Source organism: Salinispira pacifica, from assembly GCF_000507245.1.
GTDB classification, from domain to species: domain Bacteria; phylum Spirochaetota; class Spirochaetia; order DSM-27196; family Salinispiraceae; genus Salinispira; species Salinispira pacifica.
In genome coordinates this window covers 1,436,763-1,458,634 of the sequence record NC_023035.1, presented here as the reverse complement: position 1 = coordinate 1,458,634, position 21,872 = coordinate 1,436,763, and the positions used below count along the sequence as shown (strand labels likewise).

20 protein-coding genes are annotated in these 21,872 nt (G+C 50.1%); 8 read left to right on the top strand and 12 right to left on the bottom strand.

The features are described from left to right. Positions 1-46 precede the first annotated feature (46 nt). The 3 genes from lnt to rpsT form a co-directional block, all read right to left on the bottom strand. Positions 47-1,684 (bottom strand): apolipoprotein N-acyltransferase, encoded by a 1,638-nt coding sequence (lnt, locus tag L21SP2_RS06455; RefSeq protein WP_024267697.1) that lies wholly within the window; start codon positions 1,682-1,684, stop codon positions 47-49. 176 nt (positions 1,685-1,860) lie between these two features. Continuing rightward, positions 1,861-2,163: an HU family DNA-binding protein gene (locus L21SP2_RS06450; RefSeq protein ID WP_024267696.1), complete on the bottom strand. Its 303-nt coding sequence runs from the start codon at positions 2,161-2,163 to the stop codon at positions 1,861-1,863. Between the two features lie 112 nt (positions 2,164-2,275). Beyond that, positions 2,276-2,539, bottom strand: a complete 264-nt coding sequence (rpsT, locus tag L21SP2_RS06445; RefSeq protein ID WP_024267695.1) for a 30S ribosomal protein S20 — start codon at positions 2,537-2,539, stop codon at positions 2,276-2,278. A gap of 161 nt (positions 2,540-2,700) precedes the next feature. On the opposite strand from rpsT, the gene L21SP2_RS06440 reads away from it, so the two are divergent. From L21SP2_RS06440 to L21SP2_RS06430, 3 genes are all read left to right on the top strand, one after another. After that, on the top strand, positions 2,701-3,456 hold the full coding sequence (locus tag L21SP2_RS06440) for a lysophospholipid acyltransferase family protein (protein ID WP_024267694.1): 756 nt from the start codon (positions 2,701-2,703) through the stop codon (positions 3,454-3,456). A gap of 99 nt (positions 3,457-3,555) precedes the next feature. Next, on the top strand, positions 3,556-5,292 hold the full coding sequence (locus tag L21SP2_RS06435; protein WP_024267693.1) for an ABC transporter ATP-binding protein: 1,737 nt from the start codon (positions 3,556-3,558) through the stop codon (positions 5,290-5,292). Continuing rightward, positions 5,289-7,481 carry an ABC transporter ATP-binding protein gene (locus L21SP2_RS06430; RefSeq protein WP_024267692.1) on the top strand — a complete coding sequence of 731 codons (2,193 nt, stop codon included), beginning with the start codon at positions 5,289-5,291 and terminating at the stop codon, positions 7,479-7,481. Before L21SP2_RS06435 ends, L21SP2_RS06430 begins: the two co-directional genes overlap by 4 nt. A gap of 149 nt (positions 7,482-7,630) precedes the next feature. Here the strand turns inward: L21SP2_RS06430 and L21SP2_RS06425 are convergent, their stop codons facing one another. From L21SP2_RS06425 to L21SP2_RS06410, 4 genes are all read right to left on the bottom strand, one after another. Continuing rightward, positions 7,631-8,575, bottom strand: a complete 945-nt coding sequence (locus L21SP2_RS06425; protein ID WP_024267691.1) for a PSP1 domain-containing protein — start codon at positions 8,573-8,575, stop codon at positions 7,631-7,633. A gap of 172 nt (positions 8,576-8,747) precedes the next feature. Next, positions 8,748-9,254, bottom strand: a complete 507-nt coding sequence (locus L21SP2_RS17000; RefSeq protein ID WP_024267690.1) for a YaaR family protein — start codon at positions 9,252-9,254, stop codon at positions 8,748-8,750. Positions 9,255-9,267: 13 nt separating this feature from the next. After that, the gene (locus tag L21SP2_RS17965; RefSeq protein WP_024267689.1) at positions 9,268-9,795 is read right to left on the bottom strand and encodes a bactofilin family protein; all 528 of its coding nucleotides are present in this window, start codon (positions 9,793-9,795) and stop codon (positions 9,268-9,270) included. Next, positions 9,795-10,826, bottom strand: a complete 1,032-nt coding sequence (locus L21SP2_RS06410; RefSeq protein WP_244437967.1) for a M23 family metallopeptidase — start codon at positions 10,824-10,826, stop codon at positions 9,795-9,797. The genes L21SP2_RS17965 and L21SP2_RS06410 overlap by 1 nt, the downstream gene beginning before the upstream one ends. 341 nt (positions 10,827-11,167) lie before the next feature. Here L21SP2_RS06410 and L21SP2_RS06405 point away from each other — a divergent pair, with 341 nt between their 5' ends. The 5 genes from L21SP2_RS06405 to purD all read left to right on the top strand — a co-directional run bounded on the left by L21SP2_RS06405 (position 11,168) and on the right by purD (position 16,583). After that, the gene (locus tag L21SP2_RS06405; RefSeq protein ID WP_024267686.1) at positions 11,168-11,941 is read left to right on the top strand and encodes a TatD family hydrolase; all 774 of its coding nucleotides are present in this window, start codon (positions 11,168-11,170) and stop codon (positions 11,939-11,941) included. Between the two features lie 269 nt (positions 11,942-12,210). Beyond that, the gene (purF, locus tag L21SP2_RS06400) at positions 12,211-13,653 is read left to right on the top strand and encodes an amidophosphoribosyltransferase (RefSeq protein WP_024267685.1); all 1,443 of its coding nucleotides are present in this window, start codon (positions 12,211-12,213) and stop codon (positions 13,651-13,653) included. Between the two features lie 93 nt (positions 13,654-13,746). After that, positions 13,747-14,709, top strand: a complete 963-nt coding sequence (purM, locus tag L21SP2_RS06395) for a phosphoribosylformylglycinamidine cyclo-ligase (RefSeq protein ID WP_024267684.1) — start codon at positions 13,747-13,749, stop codon at positions 14,707-14,709. Beyond that, positions 14,702-15,283 carry a phosphoribosylglycinamide formyltransferase gene (gene purN, locus L21SP2_RS06390; protein WP_024267683.1) on the top strand — a complete coding sequence of 194 codons (582 nt, stop codon included), beginning with the start codon at positions 14,702-14,704 and terminating at the stop codon, positions 15,281-15,283. Before purM ends, purN begins: the two co-directional genes overlap by 8 nt. Positions 15,284-15,326: 43 nt before the next feature. Next, the gene (gene purD / locus L21SP2_RS06385) at positions 15,327-16,583 is read left to right on the top strand and encodes a phosphoribosylamine--glycine ligase (protein WP_024267682.1); all 1,257 of its coding nucleotides are present in this window, start codon (positions 15,327-15,329) and stop codon (positions 16,581-16,583) included. A 14-nt stretch (positions 16,584-16,597) separates the two neighbouring features. On the opposite strand, the gene rlmB is transcribed toward purD, so the two are convergent. The 5 genes from rlmB to grpE form a co-directional block, all read right to left on the bottom strand. Next, complete coding sequence (rlmB, locus tag L21SP2_RS16995; RefSeq protein ID WP_024267681.1) at positions 16,598-17,389, bottom strand: 23S rRNA (guanosine(2251)-2'-O)-methyltransferase RlmB; 792 nt, start codon at positions 17,387-17,389, stop codon at positions 16,598-16,600. Next, a complete protein-coding gene (locus L21SP2_RS16990) occupies positions 17,373-17,828 on the bottom strand; it encodes a hypothetical protein (RefSeq protein ID WP_024267680.1) in 456 nt (151 codons plus the stop codon). Before L21SP2_RS16990 ends, rlmB begins: the two co-directional genes overlap by 17 nt. 119 nt (positions 17,829-17,947) lie before the next feature. Further along, positions 17,948-19,081 carry a molecular chaperone DnaJ gene (dnaJ, locus tag L21SP2_RS06370; RefSeq protein ID WP_024267679.1) on the bottom strand — a complete coding sequence of 378 codons (1,134 nt, stop codon included), beginning with the start codon at positions 19,079-19,081 and terminating at the stop codon, positions 17,948-17,950. 2 nt (positions 19,082-19,083) lie between these two features. Continuing rightward, positions 19,084-21,039: a molecular chaperone DnaK gene (gene dnaK / locus L21SP2_RS06365; protein ID WP_024267678.1), complete on the bottom strand. Its 1,956-nt coding sequence runs from the start codon at positions 21,037-21,039 to the stop codon at positions 19,084-19,086. Between the two features lie 137 nt (positions 21,040-21,176). Next, complete coding sequence (grpE, locus tag L21SP2_RS06360; protein ID WP_024267677.1) at positions 21,177-21,830, bottom strand: nucleotide exchange factor GrpE; 654 nt, start codon at positions 21,828-21,830, stop codon at positions 21,177-21,179. Between the last annotated feature and the right edge of the window lie 42 nt (positions 21,831-21,872).

The following is a 21,872-nucleotide window of genomic DNA, read 5'->3' as shown; positions in this document are numbered from 1 at the left end:
ACAGGAAACGGGGTTTCTGTCAATTGAGAAAGCCCCCGAACCCCGATCACGTGGTAGTTTGCGTATTCTGCTCTGTGCCGGATCGTTTCCCCGGCCGGAAAATCAAAAGCACACATGAAGCGATCACTGAAATAATTCCTGCAGATAGAGACAGATAGGCAAATAGATCACCGATGCGGGTATACAGCCCATTGGAAGCGGTGTATACGGGAACATCACTGATAATGTAGCTCTCAGTGAACGGCTCATTGCTGTCTATAATCCGTCCATTTGGATCAATCACTGCGGTCATTCCGCCGTTTGTGGAGCGCACCATGCTCCTGCGGTTTTCCGTTGTCCGGAAAACAGCCATGGCCAGATGCTGGGTGGCCGAAGGAACCGACTCCGCCCATGAATCGTTGGTCAGATTTATGATCAGCTGTGCTCCCCGTTGAACAAAACCTCTGCTGAGGTACCCGAAGGTATCCTCGAAACAGATCGGGGTGGCGAATTCCAGGGATTCCATCTCTTCCAGTCCGTTTTCCAGGCGGAAGATAGTCCATTCTTCCCCCTTCTCCCAGAAACTGGTGTCATTTTCCACAAGGAGGCGATGGAGCCAGGGAAATTGCTTCTCGTAAGGAAAATGTTCGGTGAAGGGAACCAGGTGAAGTTTCCGGTAAATCTCGCTGTCATCCCTGTCCCTGTACAAATAGACGGCATTGTAATCGTTCCGGATATACTCCCCGTCATCGTTCAGCTGAAGCTGCCCGTCGCCGTTTCCCAGAAGCACCGGGATATTGGTAGAATCGATATACTCAAGAAGTTCATCCACCAATTCATAGCGTTCGGGCTGGGTTCTGTATCTGCTGTGAAAATCAATGGCAGGAATAAAACTGGTTTCAGACCACACCACCAGTTCGGTATCCGGGGCTTCTTCAAGGGCCAGCCGGGTCTGGCGGATGCTGGCATCCATGGAGTTTCGGTATGCCCGGGTGCCTCCGATTTTCGGATCCACATTCTGCTGAACAAGAGCCATTTTTACTTCAGGGGCCCCGCTGTAATCCACCTGACTTGCAACGCCGTAGGTCACTGCCAGCGCATGAAGAATAAGAATGGATGATGCGGGGATAATGAAGCGCCGGCTTTTCACATTCCACTCTGATGGCGACGCGAGAACCTGTGCGGCGAAAAACTGCGGCAGTATTACCAGCAGACTCACCCCCCACACACCGGTGAGGGACGCGACATTCACCAGGGGAATATTGAGATACTGGGTGTACCCCACAATTCCGTATGCATACCCCAGGAACCCCCGGGTGCGCAAATACTCATACCCCAGCCAGATAAACAGCTGGGCAATCCAGGCATAAGAGCCCATGGTGAGAACCGGCAGCTTTAACAGAGGTATGAGCAGCATATAATATGCCGCGTAAATTACCGGCACGATAAATATGGCCATGGGATGAAAGTTGACAAGCCAGATATTAAACAGGGCATAGGTGATAAAACCGACGAACGGACCGTACAGGGCAAGTCTCCAGAAAGGAGCCCGGTGGATGGTCCACATCAATGGAAGGAGGGCGAAAAAGCCCAGCAGGCCGAACCCGTCGTGGGAAATATCGTTGGGATTGGCCAGATAAAATAAAAGAACCGACAGAATAATACCTGCCAGTTCCTGAAAAACTGCCCGGAACCCCGGGGCCAACCCCCATGGCTTCCGGAACCTTGTCCGTGTACTTCGGGCAACCCGTGGCTGCCCTGTCCATTATTTCGGGAAACTTTCATGCTGCCTGATGACATTGCATCTCCTGAAAGAAAAGCGTCCGGTTGAGAACCCTTCGAGACACTGCCGTGGAAGAATCCGACTGAGAGTTCAAAATACTATTTCCTCAATGGCCAGGCACTGTCTTTCAGTTCCTTGCCGGGACGGAAATTCACAACACCATGATCTTCAACTTTGACAGTCTGGCCTGTTTTCGGATTTCGCGCCTTTTCCCTGCCCTTCCGGGTTCGGATCTCAAAGGTGCCGAAGCCTCTCAACTCGATGATACGGTCTTCAGATAATGCGTCTTTTACCTGGGAAAGCATCAGATCTATAATGTTGTGCACGTTTTTTTTCGGCATACCTGTTGAATCGGAAATATTATCAACTATTTCTGCTTTGGTCATTTTTACTTTAGACACAGATACTCCTTCTCATCCCCTATTCATGCGGTATGATGAATTGAAGTGTATTGCGGGATGGACGGCGTCAGAAGCCTTCAGCCCCCCAAAATGAGGGGCGAAGATTCCGCCGTTACTTTAAGTTATTGAGATGTTTGGCCAGGCGGGACTTCTTACGTGCAACGGTATTTTTGTGCATGATGCCCCTGCTGACAGCAGTATCAAGAAGTTTCCTGATAGTATTAAACTGCTCTTCTGCAGCTTCTTTGTTTTCGTCTTTGACGGCCACAAGGAATCTTCTCATTGCTGTGCGGATTTCACTCTTTGCAGTCCGGTTCCGCATCCGGCGACCCACGCTTTGTCGGTGACGCTTTTCAGCTGTTTTTGAATTCGCCAAGGATTAACCTCCGTTGAATTTTCGGTTACAATTGCTGTAAGCAATCGAATTGACACCGGGCTCACAAGAGTCCGGAGTGTCGTAATACGGCTCACAGCCATATAACAGGCGGAAAAGCTATCAGATAAATCTTTAGCTGTCAATACAATATGCGAGGTGTTATGATTTTAATCTTCTATCTCTCAATGGTACTTGTTCATCTCATTTCGGTGGATATCAGGATAGCATGGGCCAAATTGTTACTCCCCCGGGACAGGGCCATGAGAATGGTTGAGCGGATTGCGGAGAGTGCAACGGAATTTATTCTCCGCTGGGGCAGAAAACTGATCGGACTGGATATCCGCCAGGAACCTGATCACATTAATCTTCCTGATCAATTCATTGTGGTTGCAAACCATCAGAGCCTTCTTGATATTTTAGCAGCACTTCACAGTTTTCCCGGCAAGGGCCTGAGATTCGTTGCAAAACGGGAGCTTGGCCGGCATGTTCCGGGAGCATCCAGAGTGCTTCGCTACGGCAGACACCCCCTCATAAACCGCTACACAAATTTCCGGGAAACAGCCGATATTCTCAGCTCGTTTTCCCGGCTGGCCAAACGAAGGGGTTTCAATCCTGCAGTATTTCCTGAAGGAACCAGAAGCCGGGACGGCAGTCTGAAGAAATTCAATCCCGGGGCGTACCGAATCATTCAAACCAGAACCATGCTTCCAACGGTGGTGCTGGCAATAGACGGTGGATCAAAATACAGTCATTTTACAGACTTTTTGCGGAAAAATGATTATCTTTACCGCACCAGGATTCTGGGTGTAATTCCCGCTCCGGAATCCAAGGATGAAATAAAAAAAGATCTGGAACGGGCCAGGGAAATGATCGCCGGGCAATTAGAGATCTGGCGTTCCCCATCATCCGCCCGGTAAATTCAGGGCAGGCTACATCTGCAAATTCGACATCATCCCGGTGAAGACCGCCTGTTTCACCGCTGATGTACAATATCCAACTTAATATAAGGACATACATTGCTGAAGGAATACCGTACACTGTTTAAATATATGAAACCCTTCCGCCATTGGTATCTCCTGGGCATCATCAGCCTGGTGATCACCAGCGGATTTCAGCTGCTGATCCCCCAGTTCATCCGACAGGCTGTGGACAGTTTTGCTGACATGAATTTCGTGATGGAGGATATCGGCCGGATTATTTTCCATATGTTCCTTACATCCCTGGTGATCGCAGCCGGAAGACTGGGATGGAGATACTTTCTGGGTACCCCGGCCAGAAAAATCGAGACCGACCTGCGGAGGGATTTGTTCACCCACCTCATGAATCTGGATACAGCGTTCTATGAGGAGTATGGCATCGGGGATCTGATGGCCCGGGCCACTAACGATATGCAAACTATCAGGCGGGCTGCAAGCATGGCTCTGGTTGCAGCCTTCGACGGAATTTTCCTGACCGTATCCATTCTCATAATAATGTTCAGCCAGACGCCTGAACTTGCCGCATATACCATCATTCCCCTTCCGGCCATCACTATTCTTCTTATATTTTTCGGACGGCTGATCGGTCCGTTGTTCAAAAAGGTGCAGGAAGGATTCTCAAATATGAGCGGACACAGCCAGGCGACCTTTACCGGAATACGGGTTATCAAGTCCTTTGTGAAGGAGCGGTTTTTCCTGCGGAAGTTCGCCGTGCTGAACGATGATTACCGCAGCAGAAACATGCGTCTTGTGTCGGTGAATGGTATATTTTTCCCGATTGTGATGTTTCTTTCCGGGCTGACCATTATGATTCTCCTGCTGGTGGGCGGGCAGCAGGTGATTCAGACTGATATCACCCACGGTCAACTGGTTGCCACCCTCAGCTATCTGCAGATGCTGATATGGCCCATGCTTGGGGCGGGCTTTACGGTGAACCTCATACAGCGGGGGGCGGCAAGTCTCGGACGCATCAATACCGTCATGGCAAAAAAGCCCCGGATAGATCCTGCAATCAGCCGCCCTTCGCCAGATCTTAACGGAGAAATCAGGTTCGAACATGTGAGCGTCCGCAGGGAACAGGGAGACATTCTCTCTGACATTAATATCAGCCTGAAACCCGGGAGTCTGGTGGGAATAACCGGACCGGTTGGCAGCGGGAAAACCACCCTCATTCATTTATTGCCCCGGCTCACCGAGTTTGACCACGGACGTATTCTGATCAACGGAAACGATATCCGAAATATTGATCTGGGACATCTGCGAAAGTATTTTGGATTTGTACCCCAACGAAGCTTCCTGTTTTCCGCCAGCATACGGGACAATCTTGCCTTCGGCGTGGAGTCCCTGGAAGACCGGCGGCTTGAGGAACTGGTCCGGGCATCCAGCCTGGACCGGGATCTGCCCCAGTTCCCCCAGGGCTGGGATACCGTGGTGGGGGAAAAGGGCATTACCATATCAGGCGGACAGAAACAGCGCACCAGCCTGGCCCGGGCCCTGGCCCTCTCCCCTCCCATGCTTCTGCTTGATGACCCCCTGAGTGCAGTGGACGCAGAAACGGAAGAGCGAATTCTCACCTCCCTTCTGGAGCAGATAAAATCCCGGAGTGCAGTGATTGCAAGCAACCGAATTTCCACCTTGAAGCACTGCGATCATATCATTGTTCTGGAGAACGGAACGGTGAGCCAGGAGGGGACTCACGAGACACTTGCCGCACAACCGGGATACTACCGGAACATTGCCAGAATCCAGCAGCTCAGCCCGGAGGTATCAGCATGATCAGCCACGAAGAAATGGAGTTTACCGGTTTTCAGAAGGGTTTGGTACTGCGTCTTTTTCAATACATGCGACGGTACAGCTGGCAGACCTATCTGAGCATGTTTTTTATTGTGCTGACCACCCTGGGCCAGCTCAGCATGCCGGTGATTATTCAACGGGCGGTGGACAATAACCTTCAGCCCGGATGGCTGCCCGGGGAAGCCTCCGATCTGGAGGGAATCCGGGAAGTGGATCCCAGAATTGATGATAACTGGGTTGAACTGAATGGACTCCGATTTTACTCACAGCGCTACGCCGGCAGATACTTCCGGGGAAAAGATACGAATCCTCCGGCCTATTATCTTATATCCAGGACACAGGAAGCAGCTGCCCCTCGGTCATTGTCCGTTCCGTCTCCGGACCCTTCCTCTCCGGGTGCTCCAGTACCGGCTGACTCGCTGCTGCAAAAGATAGAGAGAAGTCTTCCTGACGCGCCAAATACCGAATACCCGCGTCTATTGTATAATGATCAATATGCGGCAATTCAGGATTCGGCATACCGTGAGCTGGACCGGGAACTCAAACGGGAACTGCGGGCGGCTGACTGGAGAGGGATTCGGAACAAGGCGCTGCTGTACCTGGGAATTCTGATCCTTGTTCTGATTTCCAGTTTTCTGCAGATCTTTTTCATGGCTCTGGCAGGTCAGAATGTGATGAAGGACTTGCGCGTACAGCTGTATCATCAGACCATTCATCAGGATCTCCGCTTCCTGCAGAATCAGCAGGTGGGAAAACTGGTAACCAGGGTTTCCAGCGATGTTGAAACCATTAATGAGCTGTTCACCAATGTTCTCACCTCCATTATTTCCGATGTGATTATGATGGCTGGGGTGATGATCACTCTCTTTCTCCTGGATGTTCAACTGGGACTGATATCCCTGGCCATACTGCCGCCGGTGGCCCTCCTGCTTCTATTCTTCAGACACAAAGCACGAAGTGCCTACCGGAAGGTCAGAAAGTGGGTCAGCTCGGTAAACGCCTATATCTCCGAACATCTGGGAGGGGTGAGTCTGGTGCAGGTATTTGCCCGGGAAACAGAGACTATCAGGGAATTTACCAGGCGAAATTACCAGCTTTTCAAGGCGAATCTCAGCGAACTGTACGTTTTCACAGTGTTTCGGCCGGTAGTGGACTTTCTCTCCACCATGTCCATTGCTCTGGTGCTGTTCGCCGGCGCTCATCAGCTGCTTTCAGGGCTGGTGAGCCTGGGAGTTCTCATTGCATTTATCAATTTGATACAGCGCTTTTATCAGCCGGTACGGGATATGGCTGAGAAATTCACCCTCATCCAATCTGCCATGGCAGGGAGCGAACGGGTATTTTCTTTGCTGGATGAGAAACACCTTGAGCAGCAGACCATTGAAGAAAACGATGGAAGCTTCCAGGTTCCAGAAAAGGAACAGGTAAAGGGTTCAATAGAGTTCAGGGATGTGCATTTCTCATACAATCCCGGAGAACCGGTTTTACAAGGAATCAGCTTCAGCGGGTCGCCGGGGCAGCGAATTGCACTGGTGGGGTATACCGGTTCAGGGAAAACCACCATCGCCAATGTGCTCTCCCGACTCTGGGAGATCCAGAAGGGAACAATATACATCGACGGCATGGATGTAAAACAAATTCCCCTCCATCGTCTGCGGACCATTGTTCAGCCGGTTCAGCAGGATGTCACCCTGTTTCACATGAGTCTCCGGGAGAATCTGCTGCTGGGAAAAAAACTCCCGGATGAACGGGTTTTTGAAGTACTGGATACGGTACAGGCCGGCGATTTTATTCGGCGACTGCCCAAGGGGCTGGATACCATGGTGTCAGAGAGCGGGGAGAATTTTTCCAGCGGTCAGCTGCAGCTCTTGTCTTTTGCCAGACTGCTGCTTCAGGATCCGAAAATTATTATTATGGATGAGGCTACGGCGAATATTGATACAGAAACAGAGCGGAAAATCCAGCATGCAATGGAAACGCTGATGACAGGCAGAACCTCCATTGTCATTGCCCACCGCCTTTCAACAATCATGGATGCGGATAACATCGTGGTTCTGCACCAGGGAAAAGTGGCTGAATCCGGCACCCATGAACAGTTGATGAAGAAAAACGGGTTGTATTTCAACCTGCAGCAGCTTCAATTCAAACGTGACGGTACACCGGCTTCGTGACGTTAATACAGTGCACCAAAGCTTGTGAAGCACCATTTTTTCCAATAAAAACCAACACATTTGGTGCCTGAAAAATACTCGACACCATCAGTACGGTCGAATTTTTCGAAAGATATATTTTTCACAAGCTTCCGTGCACTGTCTGAGGTTTACAAAAGATCTTCAGGTTCTATTTCCGGGGCATGATAGCGCCAGAGGTTTTCCCCTCTGGTATACTGTATATCTTCCCCGGGAAATTCCATTCGAACCCCGTCTTTTGAGTATGCGCAGACCTTTTTGCTGAGGATGTTTACCTCTGAGATTCTTACCTTCTCTCCAGGCTTCAGCTCAAGCCACTGCCCTTCCCTGGGAAATCCTTCCTGCTCTTTCTGATAGGTTTTGTACTCGAATGCAAGACAGCAAAGCAGTCGTCCGCAGGGTCCGGATATTTTCTGGGAATTGAGGCTGAGCTTCTGGGTCTTCGCCATTTTTATTGAGACAGGTTCAAGATTTTCCCCGATGGCGTTACAGCACAGAGCCCGGCCGCATACTCCCCGGCCGCCAACCATTCGGGCTTCGTCCCTGACTCCGATCTGCCTCAACTCTATGCGGGCACGAAAATGACTTACCAAGTCCCTCACCAGAGCACGAAAATCAACCCTCTTCTCGGAAGTGAAGAAAAATACAATTCTGCTCTCACGGAGCACAAAGTGTATCCGTACAAGCTTCATGTTGAGATTATGATGCCCGATAAGTTCCTGGGTAATCTGAAACGCTTCTTTGGACCGTTCCAGGTTTTGGGAATATGCTTCCATATCCTCAGGTCCTGCTTCTTCTATAATTTCTATAAGCCGGGGTCCGTCGCCGTTCTCGCCGTTTTCCTTGGAACCGTTCAGACTGCAGTTAACACAGCTGTCGGTGGAGCCGATGGCAAGGGCCAGGTCCGGGCCATATTTGGTGGGTATTATGTAATGGGATCCGGTTTTGACCTCAGCGCTATTCCTGCAATACTGTACATCATTGGTATGAAGGACCTTCAATGCAACATATTCGTATCTATTCTCCGACAACAGCTTTTCGTTGTCCGTAAATTCCTGAGAGGGTGTACAACTCATATATTTTCTCCCGTACGGGGTTAGTCTGGTTTCATGAGACAATGAATGCTCCGAATTATTTCAGGTACCGGAGCAGAATATCTCGTTCCAACTACCATACTACCCCAATTTGGAAAAAATATGAAGGTTTTTGTAACAGCTTTTCTTTTGGAGTTTTTTATGAGTTATTTAGTCAGCTTACGTGGAGCAGATCCACCAGGAGTCCCTGAATTTCCTCCATCCCGCCAAGCATATCCATCTGCCTGTTTTGAGATGAGAGAACAGAGCGGGAAAGCTTCTCCAGCTTCTCGTTCACTATTCGAATGATGCTGTATTTTTTCTGGTTCAGAACATCCCGGCGGGAAATCTGCTCATCCACCTGATAGGCATTGCTACTCACATGTCGGATAAAATCTCCCACCGCCTGGCGGTAGCGCGCCAGGGTATCCGGACCGGGATATTTCAGAATCTGTTCACCTGTGCTGTGAATGGTGTCAATTATTTCCCGCAACTGATCGTCACTCTCAATTGGAGTACCGGGAAGTGTTGAAAACTCGGATTCGCTCACTTCGGTTTTGGAAAGCAACTTACCGAACATGCCTCTGGATGGTTTTTTGGCGGAATTGGTTTTTTTCTTCTTTTCCGGAAGAGGATGATCCGGACGAAACAGGAACCCTCCGGTTCCATCTATGCGATCCATTGATACCCCCTGATCAGGAAGTTCTGGAGCCTGTGTTTTCTTCGGAGGCGGATGGCTGCCTGCGCTTTCTGCCGATGCGGAAAAGTCCCCCGGGCCGTGCCGCTTCAATACCCCTGGTCTGCTCTTTTCCTGGAGAATCTGATCCTTCAGAGGAATCAAGACCGTTACTTCGGGGCTGAACCACGTTTTTCCGGCCGGCTTTCTTCCCGGTTACCACCAGTGACCCGTTAATCAGCACCCCTTCCTCGGCGATCAGCCGTGGCGTATAGAGATTTCCGATAACAACAGCCGAAGCGAGAACGATAATTTTTTCCTGGGCATACACCGTGCCCCGGAAAATTCCGCCGATGACAACAACTCTGGCATTAATGCTGCAGTCCGCCCTGCCCCGACTGCCGATAAGCACCTTTCCCTCGGTTTTAACAGAACCGGAAAAATCACCGTCGATCCTGAACAGCCCGTCTATTTCAATGTCGCCTTTAAACCTGCTGCCGAAACCGATGAGAGAGTTTACGTATTGTTCTTCGGGAAACCGCTCCATCAGCGGTTACCTTCCCAGCGTTCAAATGTATTCTGAATTTTCAGGAAGCTTGCGGGGTCAAGAACTTCGGTTCCAAGCATAATCTGAAAGTCAAGGTGAGGCCCCGATGATTTACCGGTGCTGCCCAGGGTTCCGATCCTGTCTCCCTGGGATACAATATCCCCTTCTTCAACCAGACGGCTTCCCATATGGCTGTAGCGGGTTTTAAATCCGTATTTATGCTCAATTACCACATAGTTTCCGTAGCCTGAGATATTGTTCACCCCGGATTCTACAACTCTGCCGTTGGCCGCAGCCTGTATAGGCAGTCCCATGGGGCCTGCTATGTCGATTCCCTTGTGGAGATACCAGTTTCCATTAATCGGATGGATATTCGGTCCGAACTCCATGGTTACCGCAGATCGACCTCCGGCAACCGGCCACAGGGTGGGCAGATTTGCTAAAACTTCTTTTCGCACTTCCAGACCGAAGGAAATATTTTCAAGAGGACCTACGGCATCAGAGATGGATTCTCTGAGCCTTCGCAGATCGTAAATTTCCCGGACCTCGCCGTTATTGATCTCCTGAAGATCGCTGATTGATGAGAGGTCTCCTGAACCGCTGATGCCGCCTTCCATTACATTGGAGACTCCCAGTTCATTCAGGGTTCCCGACATGGCATTCTCAAAAATTTCGTAAACCTTTACCAGATCATTCACTTCATCCAGCACGGTATCCAGGTTACCCTGGGTAACTACAAGATCATCTTCCTGCTCACTGATTACCTGTTCCGAGCCTGCATACACGGTTGTCATATAAAAGAACCCGCCAACCATACCCAGAAGAATCGCAGCTACAAATGCGAGCAGAATGGTACTCACCTGAAAATTCACTACCTTTTTCTCTGAATGAGGGATGAACATGACGGTGAATTTCTGTTTCACCAGAGATTTGACGAATGCAGAGGATTTACGGAAAAATGCTTTGATGTTTGAAAATACAGGCTTTCGATTCTTGCTGTCCGAGCGCATAATTTGCTTTGCTGCCTCCACATTACTCAAAGGGGGTAACCATGCCGGTTATTTTTCAGGCATACCCCTGTCACGGTTACTGTAATAATATCGGCGTATTGTGCCGAAAGTTAACCCCTGCCGGATTGCATATTGCCCAGAACGCAAGAAACTGCAATAATCTGGGGATCAGGGCATTCATAAACAGCTTTTCCCCAATTTGTTAACAGTTAAAAAAATAGCATGTTTCTTCATATTTTGTCAAACAGTAAAGTACGCAGGAACATTGAGAATTAGTTGACCTTTGTCCCTTAGCGTGATATTTTTTTAATCTGACTGCAATGTAACGCAGATATATCTTTTCTCAATGGAAAAAACCAATTATGAAGCTATTTGATACTCACGCCCACATCGGGTTGATTCATGAAGACCCGATCGAACAACTTATTATTACTCAGGAAGCCCGACAGTCAAATGTGGACGGTATTATCAGCATTTGCAACAACCTGCATGATTTCTTTGCCGTATATGAAAATCTGAAAACTGCCAACAATGTATATTATGCGGTGGGAGTCTCTCCATCCGAAGTACAAAACCCCGGTCTGGACTGGGAGTCAAAGATTGATCAGGGTGCAGCCATGGATAAGGTGGTTGCCATCGGTGAAACCGGCCTGGATTATTACCGAAAATTCGGCGACAAGGACAGCCAGGTGGAGCTTTTTATCCGTCAGCTGGAAATCGCCGAAAAACTCGACCTTCCGGTGATCATTCATAACCGGGATGCGGGTAGCGATATTCTGGATATCCTCCGTGAGCGGATTCCCAGCCGGGGAGGAATTCTCCATTGCTATGGTGAGGATTGGGAATTTGCAAAAAAAGCGCTTGAACTGAACCTCTATATCTCATTTGCAGGGAATGTGACCTACAAGAATGCCCGAAACCTCCATGAAACGGCGAAAAACATTCCTCTGGACCGAATGGTAATCGAATCCGAGAGTCCGTTTATGGTGCCTGCAGCCTACCGGGGAAAGCGAAATAAGCCAAGCTATCTGCACAGCACCGCCGAATTCCTGGCGGATCTCCGGGATATGTCTGTAGAGGATTTCTCGCAAACCAGCTACGACAATGCCTGCAGACTCTTCAATATTCAGCAATAGCCCGGATATTTATTCAGTAGGATATTTATTCAGTAGGATATTTATTCAGCAGGATATTTATTAAGTAATAGACCGGATGTTCAGCAATACACCCACCGGTACCGAGCAGAATCTCAGCAGGCTCCCGGCGGCAGCGGCCCTCATCCGGCAGCTACTCCCAACTTCACCCGGCACATGAAACTCCCCTCTCCCGGACCTCATTCCCGGAGAGCCGGGTTTCCCGCCGGGAGTGCTTGACCCTCCACCCCCCCGATGATATATATCAACCCGTGAAGAATCATAAACTCGGACATTACTGCGGGGTTGTAGGCTTATTCAGTCGCGAACCCTCCAACATTCCTCAGGATCTGTATTTTCCGCTATTCGCGCTCCAGCACAGGGGCCAGGAAAGTGCCGGTATCGCCTACCGCGAAGATGATCAGACTGTGGTTCACAAGGATCTCGGGATGGTGAGCAGTGTTCTGGGGAAATATCTGGAGAAACCCCACAGTTCACATGCGGGCATCGGACATGTCCGCTACTCCACCCACGGAGGCAATAAAAAAGAAAATGCACAGCCTCTGGTGGTGAACAGCAACAAGGGCGAAATCGCAATAGCTCATAACGGGAATCTGACGAATACCAAGGAATTGAAAGAGGAGCTGTTTCAGGAAGGGGCCATCTTTCAAACCAGTTCGGACACCGAAGTAATACTTCACCTCATTAGCAGATGCAGAAAAGACGGGTTTCATGAGGCCCTCATGCACAGCCTGGGAAGACTGAAGGGTGCATTTTCCATGGTCGCTCTCCACGATGACAGCCTCATAGCTATCAGGGACCCATGGGGATTCCGCCCCCTGTATATCGGTTGGAAGAACCAAAAAACCTACCTTGCATCGGAAAGCGTTGCCCTGGATATGATGCAGGTCACCGAGTACCGCTCCGTCCAGCCTGGAGAGGTGATTATCATCAACCAGGAAGGTGAATCATCCTATTTTATTCCCAGGAATCCCCGGGAGGGGACTCATCAGTGCATCTTCGAGATGATCTACTTCGCCCGGCCTGATTCGGAAATATACGATTCTTCTGTTCACAACTTCAGAAAGCGAATCGGCGCAGCCCTGGCGAAGAAGGATCGGGAACTGCTGAACAGCCCCCACCCCGGCGGAGATATTGTCGTACCGGTTCCGGACAGCGGAACCATTGCCGCTCTGGGCTACGCCCAACATGCGGAAATTCCCTTTGAGATGGGCCTCACCAGAAATCACTATACCGGAAGATCTTTTATTCTCCCCAGCACCGCAGAACGGGAGCTTGCAGTACGGCTCAAACTTCATCCGGTACGTTCTGTGATCCAGGGTCGCAGGGTTTTTCTCATCGATGACAGCCTTGTACGGGGAACAACCGCAAAAATTCTGGTCAAACTCATCAAGGAAGCCGGTGCAGCAGAAGTTCACCTTCGCCTTTCCGCTCCGGAGATTCGATGGCCCTGTTTTTTCGGGATTGATATCCCCACCAGGAAGGAACTGATCAGCAACAGTCTTTCACCCGAAGAGCTTTCTAAGCACGTTGGCGCCGACAGCCTGCAATTTCTTCAGGAAGAGGATCTGAAAACGGCAAGCGGTTCACCCGGCAAATTCTGCTTTTCCTGCTTTAACGGTGATTACCCTTTTGAAGTTCCACTCCGCCCTGAAGCACGACAGGCAACCCCCAGAGACAAAAACCGCGGATAATTCTCAGGGAGACATATAACAAAACAGACAGATCATACAGAAGCAGGCTGAATCCGAAAAAATTGAAATAGAATTTTCACGAAGGGAGAAAACATGAAGCCCAAAAATTATGCGGAAGCGGGAGTTGATATCGAAAAAGGAGACGCCTTTGCACGCCATATTGCAGGAATTCAGTCTCCGGCAGTTTCCCGGGGAATCGGAGGATTCGCCGGAGGAATTGAACTGGATATGACGGGAATCAGCAATCCGGTAATGCTCAGTTCCACCGACGGGGTGGGTACCAAACTCCTGGTGGCACGACGCCTGGAAACCTATGATACCCTGGGAATCGACCTGGTCGCCATGTGTGTGAATGATCTTGCGGTGGCCGGTGTACGCCCCCAGGTTTTTCTGGACTACATTGCATGCGGTAAAATCCAAAATACTGTTCTTGAAGAACTGATGAAGGGCATTGTCACCGGCTGTGAACAGGCCGGCTGTACGCTGGCAGGAGGTGAAACAGCGGAAATGCCGGATGTCTACCGTCCCGACGACTTTGATCTTGCGGGATTCTGCAGCGGTGTGGGTGACAAGTCCCGGCTGTTACCCCGCTCCGGCGAAATTCAGGAGGGAGATCTTCTCCTTGCCTTCCCTTCCAGCGGCGTTCATTCCAATGGATTCTCCCTGGCCCGGAAACTTCTTGAAGATGCCGGGGATGAAATTTGGCGGCAGTTGCTGACTCCCACCAGAATATACGTGGAAGATTTCATGCCGTTTCATGAAAAAGGACTGGTCAAAGCAGCCGCCCACATTACCGGAGGCGGCGTGGAAGGAAATCTTCAGCGAATTCTGCCCCAGGGTGCAATTCCCGATCTGACCTGGGACTGGGAGGCACCGGAAATTTTCACCCGGATCAGGAATCTGAAACAAACCCCAGAACCAGAATTGCGCAAAGTTTTCAACATGGGACTCGGTCTTATAATGGTGGTATCCCCATCAGACCTGGATGAGGCCCGTTCCCTGGCCCGACAACGGGGTGTAGAGCTGATCGAAGCGGGGAAGATTGTCCGTGGCTGACATTGCAGTTTTTGCATCCGGAACAGGCACAAATTTTAAGGCAATCCACCGGGATCTGACATCTGATTCCCGTCACCGTGTCAGTCTGCTGATCAGCGATCGGAAGAATTCAGGAGCCCTGAAATTCGCCTCAGAGAACGGAATCCCCGCCGAGTTTATCAGCTACTCAAACCGATCCCGGCAGGATGCTGAACAGGAGATTCTGAAATATCTTGCGGGAAGTGATGTCCGGCTCATTGTGCTTGCCGGGTTCATGAAACTCCTCAGCCCCTTGATTATCAATGCATATCCTGACAGAATCATAAACATTCATCCGTCACTGCTTCCCCGGCACCCCGGCACACGGGGTATTGAGCAAAGCTGGGAGAGCGGAGATGATTACCTGGGAATATCCATCCATTATGTGGATGAGGGCATGGATACCGGCCGAATCATCCTGCAGCAGGCATTTCACCGCTCTGAGGTGACCAGCCTGGAAGAAGCCGAAAAACATATTCACCAGCTCGAGCATTATTGGTACCCCAGAACCATACGCAGTCTGCTCGATTCCCATGAAAACGAAAATGGAGACTGATGCCCATGGTCAGATCCGGTGATATCAGCGTTTGGAGGACGTATTGAAAGTTTTAGTTGTGGGCAGTGGTGCCCGTGAACACGCCATTGCCTGGAAATTTCACACAAGCACCAGGAATAACGGAGTTTTTTGCGCACCGGGAAACGCCGGCACCGGGGAATTTGCGGTGAATCTGGACATTGACGTCAGCGACACCAGGGCAATTCTGTCTGCAGTGAATGAATATGGCATAAAACTTGTCTTTATCGGACCTGAGGTCCCCCTTTCCAGAGGTCTGGCGGATGAACTGCGAAAGAACTCAATACCCACTGTAGGCCCGGGAGCTGACGGCGCAAAGCTCGAGTCCAGCAAGGCGTACAGTAAAGAGTTCATGCTTCGCCACCAAATTCCCACAGCCAAAGCCCGGATCGTAAAAAACTCCGGGGAACTTGAGGCTGCCTTGAAGGATTTCCAGCTTCCGCTTGTTGTCAAAAAGAGCGGCCTGGCAGCCGGAAAGGGCGTACTGGAAACATCTGACCTGGTCCGGGCAAGGGAGTTTGCAGAAAGTCAGCTGAAAGACGGAGAAGTGGTAATAGAAGAATTTCTCAAAGGCTATGAGATATCCATTTTTGCACTCAGCGACGGAAAAAATTACCTTCTCTGCCCCCCTGCAGCAGACTATAAAAAAGCCGGTGACGGCAACCAGGGCCCTAACACCGGCGGAATGGGAGCGGTTTGTCCCGTCCCCTGGTTCGATGCATCTCTTATGCCGGAGATTGAGGAAACGATTATCCGCCCCAGTTTTCAGGGCCTGCGGAATGACGGCATCGATTTTCGGGGAATCCTCTACTTCGGATTGATGATAACCGCGGAAGGACCAAAGGTGCTGGAATACAACGTGCGCTTCGGAGATCCTGAAGCTCAGGCCGTAATCCCGTTGATGGAAACTGATTTCGCCAATCTTTTTGAAGCGGTGGCAAACCAGACCCTGGAGACCCAGCAGCTCAGTATTTCTCCCCTCCAGTCTATTTGCGTAGTGGTGGCTGCAGACGGCTATCCCGACGAATACCGGAAGAATCTGAAAGTTGAACTTCCTGATATCAGACTTGAAAAGCGACAGCACCTCTTTCACGCATCCACAATGGAGCGGGACGGTGAGCTTGTAACAGGCGGGGGAAGATGCTTCTCTGTGGTAGGAAAAGGTACCGAATTACTGAAGGCAAGAAACCGATGTTACGAACTGGCCTCCCAGGTGAAGTTTCCCGGAGCATGGTACCGGAAAGATATCGGAAATCGAATATTCGGAGAGGATGCCGACTGATCCTGCTGCCGGGTTCAATCCTCCACCGGCATCTGTTCCCGCACTGCATACATGAGTATTCCTGCGGCAACTGAAACATTCAGGGAGTCCACGTTCCCCGATGTGGGAATGGTTACAACATCATCCGCATGCTTTTTCACTTCGTTTCCCAGGCCCTTGCCCTCACTGCCCATAACCAGCACGGTTTTTCCGGATAGGCGGAGTCGGGATGGAGATTTTCCATCCAGGTCGGCGGCGTAGATCCAGTAGCCTTCTTCTTTCAGCATATCAAGAGTCCTGGAAAGATTACTCACATAGAAAACCGGCATATGATGGCTTGCACCGGCGGATATGCGCCGTACGGTATCGTTCACATGAACACTGCGCTTCTTTGGGAGCACTACGGCATGAACAGAAAACATATCAGCACTGCGCAGAATCGCACCCAGATTGTGGGGATCAGTAATTCCGTCCAGCACCAGAATGAGGGAATTCGGGGATTCAGAATTGTGGATGAGATCCTCAAGTTCACCGGCATGCTGCATGGGAGTAAGCATTGATTCCGGAACATGAAGGACAATATGCCTCAGTCCCTTTGGGCGGGACTGTCCGAACATGCCGGAAATCGCTGCGCTGAAGCCATCCTGGGAGAGTTGGCGAAGTTTTACCGACTTCTTTTTGCACAACTCCAGGATCTCTTTTTCCCGCCTGTTCAAATCAGGAGAGTAATCCAGAGTGATCTGTCGTAAAGGAGCTTTGTTGCCTCTGAGAAATTCTTCAATATCGTGGAGGGCAAACAGCACTCCGGATTTATTCGTCTTCGCCATATAATTTTACCACATCAATTTTTCCGTCGTAGTTGCTGTCCCGCTCGTAGCCCTGGACATACACCCCTTCGGTTATGTATACCCATAAATCTATGAGCTGATCGTCATTCTGATCCAGCTCCTGTCGAACCAGCACCCCTCTTGAATAAAAATAAAAGTCATCCATGCTCCCGTTTCTGTCGAAGTCGATTACCTCAAAGACTTTATATCCGTCTTCATCAAAATATATTGCGTAGTCGACCACTCCATCGGAATTTTCATCATTCACAATCCATCCATCACCGTATTCCGAAGGATGGAATGAGAGATCTTCATGCAGGGAATGATACTCTCCGATGTTATCTTCACTTGGCTGAGATGAGGATGCAGATACCGGAAGAACGAGAAAGAAAAGAATTAAGAGGCCGGATATGCCTCGCCGTTGTATTATTAATTTCATTGAACACTCCTGATAAAGAGGGAAACTACTTCCCGCTTTATCATCGGGAGTTGTCCAATGAAACTTAACCGCTTAGCACCTGCTGGAGCTGTTGGACCGTTCCGTATTTAAAAACCGGCCTACAGTTCCCTGAGAGGAACAGGCTGGGGAGAAGAATTGCTTCCTTCCAGTTCTCCCAGCTCCTTCAGAAGATCCTTGGATTTTGAGCTCAGCTTGGTGGGCACATCCACTTTGATCTTGATATAGAGATCCCCACGCTTGTTTGCATTATTCAGATGGGGTATTCCTTCGTTTCTGAGTCTGAGAATCTTTCCATTCTGGGTTCCCGCAGGAATTTTAAGCTTTACCCGTTTGTTTTCCAGAGTCGGTACGGTAATCTCAGTTCCCAGACTGGCCTGCACAATGTCCACAGGTATGACGCAGTAGAGATCAGCCCCGTCCCTTTCATAATATTCATGGGGCTCTACATTGATAAACACATACAGATCACCTGGAGGACCGCCGTTTTTGCCGGCATCGCCCTGTCCGGGAATATTAATCCGCTTCCCGTTTTCAATTCCCGGGGGAATTGTAACCTTGATTCTGGTGTGCTTTTCAACACGCCCGGCACCCCGGCAGGTCTTGCACGGGCTCTCTATGATAGTTCCGTCACCATTGCAGTTGGGACAGGTGGAAGCAATCGAAAAGAAGCCCGAGGATCTGCGCACCTGACCTGTTCCGCCGCAGCCTGGACAGGTCTTCTTTCCGGTTCCCGGTTCTGCGCCATGGCCGCTGCAGCTTTCGCATTGAACACTGCGGTTATAGCTGACCTCAACCTTTGTACCGAATGCGGCATCTTTAAAGGGAACTTTCAGATCATAGCGCAGATCCGAACCTCTCACGGCGGAGCTGCGACGTCTCTGACCGCCCCCTCCCCGGCCGCCACCGCCGAAGAACGAGTCGAAAATTCCGAAATCACCGAAAATATCGCCGAAATCCCGGAAGACGCTGGAGAAATCCTGGGCTCCGCCGCCTCCGCCGCCCATGCCTTCAAGTCCGGCGAAACCGAACTGATCATAGGTCTGGCGCTTTTTATCGTCAGCGAGAACCTCATAGGCCTCAGAAGCTTCTTTGAAAAGCTCCTCAGCCTTCTTGTCTCCGGGGTTTTTGTCGGGGTGATGTTTAACCGCCAGCTTCCGGTAGGCTTTTTTAATTTCGTCCTTGGAGGCTCCTTTGGAGACTCCAAGGACTTCGTAATAATCTCGTTTAGCCATTATTACTTATCATCCTCGTCCACTACTTCATAGTCAACGTCTTCGACATTGTCCTTGGAAGTGGAACCGGATGATTGCTCGGCACCGCCGGCCTGTTCACCGCCTGCTGCTCCGGCATCGGCACCCTCGGAACCGGGCTGAGCCTGTTCGCCGCCCTGATCCTTGTACACCTCTTCTGCCAGTTTGTAGCTTGCCTGCTTGAGTGCCTCTGTTTTGGCTTTGATATCATCCAGATCGTCCCCTTCCAGGGACTTTTTCAGATCGGCGATGGCGTCATTAATCTTGCTCTTTTCGTCGTCACCGATTTTATCGCCGTAATCTTTCACAGATTTTTCAGTGGCATATATCAGACTGTCCGCTTCATTCCGGGTTTCAACCCCTTCCTTCAGCTTCTTGTCTTCTTCCGCATGAACCTCTGCATCTTTCACCATCTTGTTGATTTCATCTTCACTCAGACCGGAGCTGCTTTCTATGCGGATTTTCTGTTCCTTGCCGGTTCCCAGGTCTTTTGCACTGACGTGCACGATACCGTTAGCATCAATATCGAAGGTAACCTCAATCTGGGGAACGCCCCTGGGTGCAGGTGGTATTTCAGCCAGATCAAAACGGCCCAAGGTCCGGTTCTGGGAAGCCATCTCACGCTCACCCTGTAGCACATGAATGGATACCGCAGTCTGATTATCCGCTGCAGTGGAGAATATCTGGGTTTTCCGGGTGGGAATGGTCGTGTTCCGCTCTATCAGTTTGGTAAACACTCCGCCCAGGGTTTCAATTCCCATAGAAAGGGGCGTAACATCAAGGAGAAGCACATCCTTCACATCTCCACCGAGAATACCACCCTGAATTGCGGCACCAAGGGCAACCACTTCATCAGGGTTTACACCCTTGTGGGGATCCCGGCCGAATATTTCCTTCACCAGTGTCTGTACGGCGGGAATTCTGGTGCTTCCTCCCACCAGAATCACCTCATCGATATCAGATGCGCTCAGTCCGGCATCTTTCAGTGCAGCTTTACAGGGAGCTTCTGTGCGTTTGATCAGATCATCCGCAAGCTGTTCAAATTTGCTCCGGGTGAGATTGTACTGCATATGTTTAGGGCCCGAGTCATCGGCGGTAATAAACGGCAGATTGATGTCTGTGCTCGCAGTTGAGGAGAGCTCTTTCTTGGCCTTCTCTGCAGCTTCTTTCAGTCTCTGAAGAGCCATCCGATCCTTGCTCAGGTCAATGCCGTAGTCATTTCTGAAATTTTCAATCAGCCAGTCGATAATTTTCTGGTCGAAATTGTCACCGCCCAGGTGAGTGTCTCCATTGGTGGATTTTACTTCGAAAACACCGTCACCCAGTTCCAGGATGGAAATATCAAATGTACCGCCGCCCAGGTCGTATACGGCGATTTTTTCGTCTTTTCCTTCCTTGCCGAAACCGTATGCCAAAGCCGCTGCAGTGGGCTCATTCACAATACGTTTTACTTCCAGACCTGCAATCCGGCCCGCATCCTTGGTGGCCTGACGCTGGGCATCGTTAAAATAGGCAGGAACGGTAATAACAGCCTCGGTAACCGTTTCACCCAGATAACTCTCGGCGGTTTCCTTCATCTTCTGCAGAATTGCTGCGGAGATTTCCGGGGGGGTGAACTTTTTGTCGCCAACCACCACTTTTACTGCAGAGGTTTTATCTGAGATATCAACATTGTAGGGAACCATGGTTACTTCCTGGTCAACTTCGTTGCCCCGTCGGCCCATGAAACGCTTAATGGAATAGATGGTATGGTCGGGATTGGTTACCATCTGATTTTTCGCAGGCTGTCCCACCAGCCGTTCATTCTTCGCAGTGTAGGCTACCATTGAAGGCGTGGTTCGCTGCCCTTCCGCATTCTGAATTACTACAGATTCACCGCTTTCCATTACGGCTACACAGGAATTGGTTGTGCCGAGGTCAATTCCGATTATTCTACCCATACATATCTCCTTGCATTTCCACCCGCATGCTCTCTGCGGGATTTCGTCAAATTATTAATTTAGTCGGGAGTACCCGGTGATCCGGCGTTCCCCCATTTCTGATCCAATTATTCAACAGACTCAGCGGGGAGGAATTTTTATTCCCCGCCATCATCATGAGTTTCATCCGCAGCTTTTGCCTGATCTCCCGCTTCTTGCCGGGCTTCAGACACGGGCTGGGAAACCTTTACCTTTGCTGCACGAAGCACCTGATCCTTCAGCATATACCCTTTCTGAAAGTCCTGAAGCACCACCTGATGATCGTGATCACTGGATTCTTCAACCATCATAGCTTCATGCTTCATGGGGTCGAACTCTTCGCCTTCTGATTCGAACCGTGTTAAATGCCACTTTCGCTCGAGCATTCCCACGAATTCCTTCTCAATCATTACAATTCCGTCATGAAAGGAATCAAAATCCCTTGCACCCTCAGAACTTTTAATAGCGCGTTCGAAATTATCAATGATGGTAATTAAATCCAGCAACAGCTGTTTATTTGCGAAGGTTATTGCATCTTCTTTTTCTTTCAGCAGACGTTTTCTGAAGTTGTCCATGTCGGCTTGTTTCCGTAAAAACTGATCCTTCAGATCACTGTTTTCCTGCTGTAAACGTTCGATTTCCTTATCCTTTACGGATAAATCGTCATCGGTACTCAGTTCAGACCCTTCCCCGGCCTCAGCCTGGGCGTCATCTTCAGAGCCGGATTCCGGGGATGCTTCATCCACCTGCTGCTCCTTATCCTCGACGGCCACAAACTCCTCCTATGCCTTATAAATGAATGAGATTTTCTTTAG